We start from the raw sequence: 8,387 nt of genomic DNA on the forward strand, positions 1-8,387 counted from the left end.
TACGGCAGCTATAAAAGAACTGGAACAGCTTGGATATCTGCGGCGGCGGTATCCGCGAAATGCACACGGCAGGATAGATCACGCCGAGTACACTGTCTGTGACATTCCGATTCACGAATATGAAACCTTAGTTGTTGACTGGAGCGATAACAGCGCTCAGAAAGGAGAAGATTTATGAACGAAGAAGACAAACTTATCAATATTGAAAGCGATTATGAGAGAGCACTTGCGGAACGAGAAGCTGTCAAAGCTGAACTGAAAAAGCTGACGGAAAAAGAAACACAGAAAGCGCACCGTATAGAGCTGTTAAGGAACAGATACAAAGAAGAAAAACGCCGCAGCCGTACTCACCGACTTATTGAACGGGGAGCTATCCTTGAAAGTATTCTCCCCGACGCTGAATCATATTCCAACGATCAGATAAAGCATATTTTGAGAGTAGCATTCAGCAGCCTGCCTGTTGATCTGAAAGGAGCATATTTCCATGACAATACTGATGAATAATTCTGAAAAAGCGTTTTTTGAGGTCAGCAATACTGCTTCCCTTGGTACCAAGGGCGCACTTATATACCACTTACATGGTATGTGCGCTCTGCGAGGCTGAAAAGGCGGTGATAATATCGCAATCTATCATTGCTCAATAAAAATTATCAGCCGTGGAAAAGGAAAGTCTGCCGTAGCCGCAGCAGCATACCGAGCAGGAGAAAAGCTTCATAACAATTATGACGGTATGACGCACGACTTCACACGCAAGGGCGGAGTAGTTCACAGTGAAATATTATTGCCGTCAAATGCTCCCGTGGAATACGCAGACCGTTCCACACTATGGAATACGGTTGAAGCTGTAGAGAAATCTAAAAACTCACAGCTTGCACGTGAAGTAGAAATTGCGCTTCCAAATGAATTGTCTCAATCTGAATGTATAGCTCTGACACATGATTTTGTACAGAAAACTTTTGTAAACAAAGGAATGTGTGCGGATATCTGTATCCATGATCCCAATCGTGAACAGAAAAACATTCATGCTCATATCATGCTGACAATGCGCCCGATAAATGAGGACGGAACCTGGGGCGACAAGCAGAGAAAAGAGTACGTTCTCGATAAAAACGGAAACAAGATATATGATAAAAAGAAACGGACCTACAAGTGCCACACCGTTCAGACTACAGACTGGAACAGCCGCGAAAAAGCCGAAGAATGGAGAAAAGTCTGGGCTGACTATCTTAACAACTTTCTGGAGCAGCGGAACATTGCTGATACAGTAGATCACAGGTCTTATGCTCGACAAGGAAAACTTGTAAAGCCGACGATCCACATGGGAGTTGCCGCCACACAAATGGAACGTAAAGGCAAGCGAACTATCAAGGGAGATACAAACCGTGAGATAAAAGTTATAAACTACAAAATCAATATTCTCCTTAAAAAGCTTGAAACCATTGATAACAGGCTTATGCAAATGAGGGAGGTATCTCAAAGGGACAGCCTTGCACTCATGCTCATGCGTTTTCATGAAAACGGTATCGAATTCAGTCAGGTTCGCGGCATAACTCTCTCAACATTAAGGAAGGCATCAAAGCTCAGAGATTTGTCACATCTTATCGCATTTGTGCAGGGGCACAATATCAGGACATTGGCTGAACTGAAAGAGAAAAATTTAGATACTTTGGAAGAACTGAGGACTCACAAGGAAACCATGAAAAAACAACAGAACAGGATCAAGGTTCTTGAAGAACTGCTCAGAAACTATGAGTATTACAAAAACAATAAGGCTGTTTATCAGGAATGGCAGTCCATAACAAAACCGAAGAAAAAGGACAAGTTCTACAACGAGCACCGCGGAGAGATCACATTATTTGAAACTGCAAAGAAGTATTACAGCACAACTCTTGGAGATAAGAAGATAACTCCGAAAGCATGGAGAAAAGAACTTGCTGAACTCAAACAGGCACATCAGAATGAGCTCAAAGAAATCGACAGGCTTGCCGAAGATGTTTCTGCAATGGAAACCATAGCCTACAACATCGACAGGCTTGAAAAATACGAACACAAACAACATGAAGTGCAGAAACGCACTTGCGAACTGGAATAAAGCGGAATATTCTGACATTTATAAACTAATACTATCTGTGTAGGAGGAATGCGAATGAAGAGGAAGGAATCACCGGAACTGATATTGAAAAAGCAGACACTGGCCGCGTGGGCGCAGATATTGTATAAAAAAGGTATTATCGACTGCACTCGGCTTGGGAAGATGACCGCGCTTATCGAACGTCTGGACAGCTGCAAGCGTTAGTATTACCGAAAGCTCCCGAAAAACAGGGAGCTTTTTTGTGAACAGAGCGTTTTATTATTTCTTGACAAAACACACGTCGGTATGGTATAATAGTCTTAAAATAAAAATGTCACAAAAGGAGGAATGGTATATGGACATTTACAGCGTGGCAAATCAGATGAAAATGGAAAGAAAGACCATATTTGATCTGAAAATGAGAGTAACATTCTATGCCCGAGTTTCGACTACCCGTGAAGAACAGGAAAACTCCATTGAAAATCAGATAACCTTTTTCAAGGATATGATAAAGAAAAATCCCAACTGGAAGTATGTTGAGGGCTATGTTGACCGTGTCCGCGGCGAGTCCGCTGAGAACCGTGCCAACTTCATGCTCATGATTGAGGACGGCAAGTCAGGAAAGTTTGACCTTATTCTTACCAAGGAGGTCAGCCGTTTTGCCAGAAATACCATTGACAGTCTGACCTACACTCGTGACTTGCTCAGAGCAGGTGTTGGAGTATTTTTCCAGAATGACAATATCTGTACTATAGATACGGACAGCGAGCTTCGACTCACTATAATGTCAAGTATAGCGGCAGATGAAGTGCGAAAGCTTTCCGAGCGTGTTCGTTGGGGACACAAACGCGCTATCGAAAGCGGAAATGTAATGGGCAACAGCCGCATATTCGGATATGACAAGCACGACTGCAAGCTTACGATAAATGAATCAGAAGCCGAAATGGTAAGACTTATTTATGAGCTGTATTCAACAGGGGACTACAGTTCCCGTAAAATTGAGAACATACTTTGGGAAAAGGGCTACCGGAACAGAAATGGCTCACGCATACACCATAACACTATCAACGGTATCATTCAGAATCCTAAGTATAAGGGCTATTACTGCGGCAATAAGGTAAAGATTGTCGATTACCGCACCCGTGAGCAGAGGTTTTTACCAGAGGAAGAATGGGTGCTGTACAAAGACGAAACAGGAGAGATAGTTCCCGCAATAGTCAGCGAGGAAATATGGGAAAAGGCAAATTCTATTTTCCACGAGCGCAGTACGGCTATCAAGACAAGGGGACGCTCTTTCAAGGATAAAAGCGTTTTCACTGGAAAAATATGGTGCAAAGCCCATGACAAGCCATACTGGCGAACGAGCTATTCCAACAGTGTTTCCAAAGGAAAGCCCATATATCAGTGGGTATGCAGTGAAAAGAAGCGATTCGGTGCTAAACAGTGCGCTTCTTTCGCTATAATGGAAGACGACCTTTACAAAATGCTGTCGGAGCATTTTCAGAGTATTGCAGGCAATATTGATGAGTATGTTACAGATTTCATGCGTATTTACCGCGAAAGCGAGCGCGACGTCAATATTCAGCGCCAGATAAACGAGATGACTGCACATCTGACAAAAGAAAAAGCCAAGCGTGAGAAGCTGCTTGACTTGTATACCGATAATTTTATTTCCCGTGAGGAGTTCTGCGAGCGCAATGACGGGATAAACGTACTGATATCCCAGCTTGAGGAAGATATCCACACACTGGAGAAAAAGGCGCAGGAAACAGTGGACTACGCAAAGGAAATGGCGAACATCGAAAACTATTTTCGCACCATGTACAGTCCCGATCATCAGATGTCAAAAGACGAAGTTGACGAGATGACGAAGGCTATCATCGACAGGATAGATGTAGTACCGATCAATGAGAGATCAATGAAATTAGAGGTTAAATTAAAGACCGGTTTATCGGCTGAAATCGCCTATATACAGGCAGAAGAACGCTATGTAAGGCGTTCCGGACACATCTGTAAGAAGATGATCGACTCATACAAGATGCAGTAACAGCTGCATTGAGCAGAAAAGGGAACGCAGAAGCGTTCCCTTTTGCTGTATTACTTGAAAAAAACGAAAGCACATATACCTACGACGATAAACGCAAAAAACGCTCCGCCGACCATTTTAATGAGAGGACTGCTGATATTCTTGATGCGTTCCTCTGATATTTCATCCAGCGGCTTGCCTTCCATGAAAGCCTTTATCTCCTTGTAGGTCTGAATATTATTGGACTTCTTCATTTTTTCGACCTTTACGGCTGTAAACATTGATACCGAGAAGAGTATTCCCCATATAACTCCGCCGAGCCAGCCGAGATACTTTATCAGCGGTATAATGGAGACAGCCACTGCAAGATATTCAGCTGCAAGCAGCCATACCATTGCATTGAATTTTTTCACGTCATTTTTTTCGATTTCCTTTTTCATAGATTCAACATCTCCTTTAACTAATTCGTCAAGAGAAACATTGAAAAGCTTTCCGAGAAGCAGAAGGCTGTGTATGTCGGGGTAGCTCTTGCCGTTTTCCCAGTTAGAGACAGTCTGTCTGCTGACGTATGCTTTTTCGGCAAGGGTCTCCTGTGACCAGTTCAGCTTTCCGCGGAACTTCCTGATTTGATTTCCAATCTCCATATTTTTCCTCCTTTGGAGTTCTGTTCTCCTGACTGACACCAGTATAGCATCAGGCGGCGAAGATTACTACCAATATCCTTTTACATTCGCCCGAAAAAGCTGTAAAAAGGCTTGGACAGCCTATGTAAAAATACTTTTACATGGCGATATACAGGCGTTTGTGCTATGTGCAAAAGGGCGGACCGCAGTCTGCCCTTTATGGTAAAAAGCTTATTTGTTTTTGCGTCTTATGGCAATAGCCACAAGGTCGGGACCGATATTTGAGGTAACGACTGCGCCGATGCAGCCCATCATCTCAGCCTTCCTTCCCGTCTTTTTAGTGAGCTCCTTTTCGACTTCCTTTGCAGCTGTATTGTCTCTGCCGTGAAGAAGTATATAGGGAGTCTGAGGAGTCATATTTTTCTCAACTATTTCAACAAGCTTCGGGACGATGTTCTTTTCGCCTCTTATCTTGTCAACTGTCTCGGTAGTACCGTCTGCGAAGAGGATAACGGGCTTAAGACCGAGAAGCTCTCCCGCAAAAGCCTTTGCTGCGGAGATGCGTCCCGACTTCTTGGCGTATTTGAGCGAGAAGGGGACAGCGTATATAGCGCATACATTGAACCAGTCCTCGAGATAAGCCACTATTTCCTCTGCCTCAGCTCCCTTGCGGACTTTTTTTGCAGCTTCCATAACGGGATAGCCGTAGAAAAGGGTATAGCACTTTGAGTCAAGGTTGAAAATACGAAGCTTATCCTTTGCCTGGGGATTATTTTCAAAGAAATCATTCTTGGCGATAAGCGAGTTGTTATATGTACCCGAGCCCTGAGAGTTTATGGAAACGCTGATGATATCGGTATAGCCCTGCTCGAAAAGCTCCTTGTAGGTCTCCTCGAAGGTTACGGGTGAGATCTGTGAATGTTTCGGGATCTCGTCTGTTTCCTCAAGAAGCTCATAGAATTCCTGTGTGGACTTGTCGTACATTTCGCGGAAGCTCTCGCCTCCCACTGTCAGAGTAAACGGAAGGACCTTTATGCCAAGCTCCTCAACAGTCTCCTTGGGCAGGTCACAGCATGAATCGGTAAGTATAGCGATCTTTGACATAATAATATCTCCTTTACCATGTATATTGAGTAAGTTTTCCCTCGCGTGAGAGATCGGGGTAGTCCCATTGCCTCAGCACCTCGTATACCGCTATGGCAACGGCATTGGAGAGGTTGAGGCTGCGGAGCTCGTTCCGCATGGGTATTCTTAAACAGCTGTCGGGATTATCGTGAAGAAGAGCTTCTGGAAGCCCCTTGTCCTCTCTTCCGAAGATGAGATAGGAGTTATCGGGGTAAACTGCTTCACTGTGGACGTGCTGTCCCTTTGTGGTGAAGTAGAAGAAGCTTCCGCCCTTGTTTTTCTCGAAAAAATCGTCAAGGCTGTCATAGTATGTGATGTCGAGCTTGTCCCAGTAGTCAAGTCCCGCACGTTTAAGGTGCTTGTCGCTTACCTCGAAGCCCAGCGGACGGACGAGGTGGAGCCTTGCTCCCGTAACAGCGCAGGTACGGGAGATATTGCCCGTATTCTGCGGTATCTGCGGTTCTACAAGGACTATATTCAGATTTTGCATAATTATCCTTCTGTTTTATAATATTGTTATTTGGCGCAGATCGCCTTTATACAGCAGTTATTCGGCTCAAAGTCTGATTTGAGGGCGTCTTTGATGTCACTGTCGGTCATATCCTTCCATTTATCATTAATATAAACGAAGGACTTACCTTTTTCGGATACAGTTTTATATACCATACCGTCATAGTCAGTATCTTCTCCCTCGACAGGAGCTCCCTTGGTATAGGTTATGACTATGGCATAATCAGTAACATCTGCGGGAGTATCAAGGTCTATGGTATGATAACCGTGATAGCCGAGCTTTGCGTCCTGAGAATATAGAAGCTCCGAAAAGTCCTCATTGTATATCTCAATTTTTATATCCTGCTCATCGAAGTTATTATATGTACCAACAGCGGCAAGCTTTCCTGCCTTGTGGAAAACATTGGCAGTTTTTGTGCTGTCTCCTGTTTTGACATATCTGTCCTCCTCTGTGCCTGCGTCATAGCTTAGGACCTCTCCGTATTTATCGGTAACGGAGTGGCTTATGGCGTATTCAAGGGGAGCACTGTAGGATATATAATAATATCCCGCCGAGCCTAATGAACTGTTATAGGTTATCCATGCGCCGTCCTCTGAGGCAGGCTCCTTGAAGTATTCCTTCGGGAAATGGTCATCGTAGCCTATAATAGTCACATCGTGGTCGAAATTGTCATCTTTTGTATAGTTTATGGTGCGGTATGTACCGAACCAGCCCTTTTTGCTGTCATCATTGTCAAGAATACCGATAGCGACGCCGCCTCTTTTGCGGATATTCTCCTTTATGGCTTCCCTGTCGTTTTTATCAAGAAAGACAGAGCTGTCAATAACAAGGTCACCAAAACCGCCTGACAGTCGGAATGTTACTATAGGCTGTGAGCCGCCGAAATCTTTTGCGTCTATGCCGTCTTTTACGAAAAAGCCCTCGTCCTTTTCATCTAAGTAGGTGCTGTCAAGAAGCTTCATGGGATCAATTGAGATATAGCTGCCGTTTTCCTTGAAATATGCAGTCTCCATACTTGCAGCCGCAGCATGGAGCCAGCAGGTGCCGTACTGCTGAGACTTCATATCAAACTCTGTCATTTCGTCTGCAATATTATAGTACCCGTTTGTACCGTGGACGTAGTCGTAGACCTTTTTCTCCTTTGCTGCAGCTTCAGCAGCAGTTGTCGCTTCTGTAGGAGCAGGAAGCTCCTCAAAAGGGGTGTTGTTGTCGGAGCAGCCGAATACAGACAGCATTCCTGCAGTTAAAAATGATAAAATAAGCAGTTTTTTCATTACTTATTCCTTTCACTGTATCAGAATAGTTATACGTTTTTTTCAGATAATAATAACGTCCGCACTGCGGACAATAATATATACGGAGTTTTGGATATGAATATGAAATCGCTTGCAAAGGGAGCGGCTGCGGGAGCGATAGTCGGTATCGCCTGCTATGCCTTCTCGAATGCGCGTCCCATGAAGAAAATGAGCATAAAGCGTGACGCAGGGAAGGCGCTTAAAGCCGCAGGAGACCTTTTTGACGATATAAAGTCGGTAATTATGTAGCTTCCCCCGAATTGCGTCTGTAGCCCAGATAGCTCTCAAGGATGAGGACTGCCGCCACAGCGTCAACAACTGCCTTGCGCTTTTTGCCGCGTGTGTTGGTGACATTCAGCGCATTATGGGCTGAAACGGTGGTGCAGCGCTCGTCCCAGAGCTTGACGGGGCAGCCTGTGAGCTTTTCGAGCTCCTCGGCGAAGAGCCTGCATTTCTCGGCTCTTTCGCCGACTGTTCCGTTCATATTCATGGGATAGCCGACGACTATCTGTTCCGCGCGCTGCTCTTTGGCGAGAGCGGCGGTTTTTTCTATACATTTACCGAAGTCCTTTTCGGCGATGACGGTGACGGGAGAAGCTATCATTTCGCTTTTTCCGCAGACAGCGATGCCTGTTCTTGCGTCGCCGAAGTCAACTGACATAATTATCATTTTATCCTCCAATAAATCAAAATTTACGCATTGATTACGCCAACCCAAAAGGAAGGGATTCCAAAG

General features: G+C 44.6%; 10 protein-coding genes. 5 read left to right on the forward strand and 5 right to left on the reverse strand.

Translation table 11 applies throughout. From position 1 onward, the window contains the following. Positions 1–174: 174 nt before the first annotated feature. The 4 genes from Q0R37_RS14045 to Q0R37_RS14060 all read left to right on the forward strand — a co-directional run bounded on the left by Q0R37_RS14045 (position 175) and on the right by Q0R37_RS14060 (position 4,118). Positions 175–504: a DUF3847 domain-containing protein gene (locus tag Q0R37_RS14045; RefSeq protein WP_294755185.1), complete on the forward strand. Its 330-nt coding sequence runs from the start codon at positions 175–177 to the stop codon at positions 502–504. 121 nt (positions 505–625) lie between these two features. After that, on the forward strand, positions 626–2,092 hold the full coding sequence (mobQ, locus tag Q0R37_RS14050) for a MobQ family relaxase (RefSeq protein ID WP_294755195.1): 1,467 nt from the start codon (positions 626–628) through the stop codon (positions 2,090–2,092). 54 nt (positions 2,093–2,146) lie between these two features. Next, the gene (locus Q0R37_RS14055) at positions 2,147–2,296 is read left to right on the forward strand and encodes a hypothetical protein (RefSeq protein WP_294755186.1); all 150 of its coding nucleotides are present in this window, start codon (positions 2,147–2,149) and stop codon (positions 2,294–2,296) included. A 130-nt stretch (positions 2,297–2,426) separates the two neighbouring features. Further along, positions 2,427–4,118, forward strand: coding sequence for a recombinase family protein (locus Q0R37_RS14060; RefSeq protein WP_294755187.1), 1,692 nt, complete (start codon positions 2,427–2,429; stop codon positions 4,116–4,118). A gap of 50 nt (positions 4,119–4,168) precedes the next feature. Here the strand turns inward: Q0R37_RS14060 and Q0R37_RS14065 are convergent, their stop codons facing one another. The 4 genes from Q0R37_RS14065 to Q0R37_RS14080 form a co-directional block, all read right to left on the reverse strand. Beyond that, on the reverse strand, positions 4,169–4,741 hold the full coding sequence (locus tag Q0R37_RS14065; RefSeq protein ID WP_294755188.1) for a helix-turn-helix transcriptional regulator: 573 nt from the start codon (positions 4,739–4,741) through the stop codon (positions 4,169–4,171). 210 nt (positions 4,742–4,951) lie between these two features. Continuing rightward, complete coding sequence (locus Q0R37_RS14070; RefSeq protein WP_294755189.1) at positions 4,952–5,824, reverse strand: DegV family protein; 873 nt, start codon at positions 5,822–5,824, stop codon at positions 4,952–4,954. A gap of 13 nt (positions 5,825–5,837) precedes the next feature. After that, positions 5,838–6,335, reverse strand: a complete 498-nt coding sequence (trmL, locus tag Q0R37_RS14075) for a tRNA (uridine(34)/cytosine(34)/5-carboxymethylaminomethyluridine(34)-2'-O)-methyltransferase TrmL (protein ID WP_294755191.1) — start codon at positions 6,333–6,335, stop codon at positions 5,838–5,840. A 26-nt stretch (positions 6,336–6,361) separates the two neighbouring features. Then, positions 6,362–7,630, reverse strand: coding sequence for a lectin like domain-containing protein (locus Q0R37_RS14080; protein WP_294755192.1), 1,269 nt, complete (start codon positions 7,628–7,630; stop codon positions 6,362–6,364). Between the two features lie 96 nt (positions 7,631–7,726). Here Q0R37_RS14080 and Q0R37_RS14085 point away from each other — a divergent pair, with 96 nt between their 5' ends. After that, complete coding sequence (locus tag Q0R37_RS14085; RefSeq protein WP_294755193.1) at positions 7,727–7,900, forward strand: hypothetical protein; 174 nt, start codon at positions 7,727–7,729, stop codon at positions 7,898–7,900. Here the strand turns inward: Q0R37_RS14085 and ruvX are convergent. Next, a complete protein-coding gene (gene ruvX / locus Q0R37_RS14090; protein ID WP_294755194.1) occupies positions 7,893–8,321 on the reverse strand; it encodes a Holliday junction resolvase RuvX in 429 nt (142 codons plus the stop codon). The two genes, Q0R37_RS14085 and ruvX, sit on opposite strands and share 8 nt — an antisense overlap. Positions 8,322–8,387 lie beyond the last annotated feature (66 nt).

This window comes from uncultured Ruminococcus sp. (assembly GCF_946415235.1).
Classification (GTDB): domain Bacteria; phylum Bacillota; class Clostridia; order Oscillospirales; family Ruminococcaceae; genus Ruminococcus.

Excerpts from the sequence above, each read along its gene's own strand:
- Q0R37_RS14045 (WP_294755185.1), top strand. The coding sequence starts at position 175 with ATGAACGAAGAAGACAAACTTATCAATATTGAAAGCGATTATGAGAGA.
- Q0R37_RS14055 (WP_294755186.1), top strand. The coding sequence starts at position 2,147 with ATGAAGAGGAAGGAATCACCGGAACTGATATTGAAAAAGCAGACACTG.
- Q0R37_RS14060 (WP_294755187.1), top strand. The coding sequence starts at position 2,427 with ATGGACATTTACAGCGTGGCAAATCAGATGAAAATGGAAAGAAAGACC.
- Q0R37_RS14065 (WP_294755188.1), bottom strand. The coding sequence starts at position 4,741 with ATGGAGATTGGAAATCAAATCAGGAAGTTCCGCGGAAAGCTGAACTGG.
- Q0R37_RS14070 (WP_294755189.1), bottom strand. The coding sequence starts at position 5,824 with ATGTCAAAGATCGCTATACTTACCGATTCATGCTGTGACCTGCCCAAG.
- trmL (WP_294755191.1), bottom strand. The coding sequence starts at position 6,335 with ATGCAAAATCTGAATATAGTCCTTGTAGAACCGCAGATACCGCAGAAT.
- Q0R37_RS14080 (WP_294755192.1), bottom strand. The coding sequence starts at position 7,630 with ATGAAAAAACTGCTTATTTTATCATTTTTAACTGCAGGAATGCTGTCT.
- Q0R37_RS14085 (WP_294755193.1), top strand. The coding sequence starts at position 7,727 with ATGAATATGAAATCGCTTGCAAAGGGAGCGGCTGCGGGAGCGATAGTC.
- ruvX (WP_294755194.1), bottom strand. The coding sequence starts at position 8,321 with ATGATAATTATGTCAGTTGACTTCGGCGACGCAAGAACAGGCATCGCT.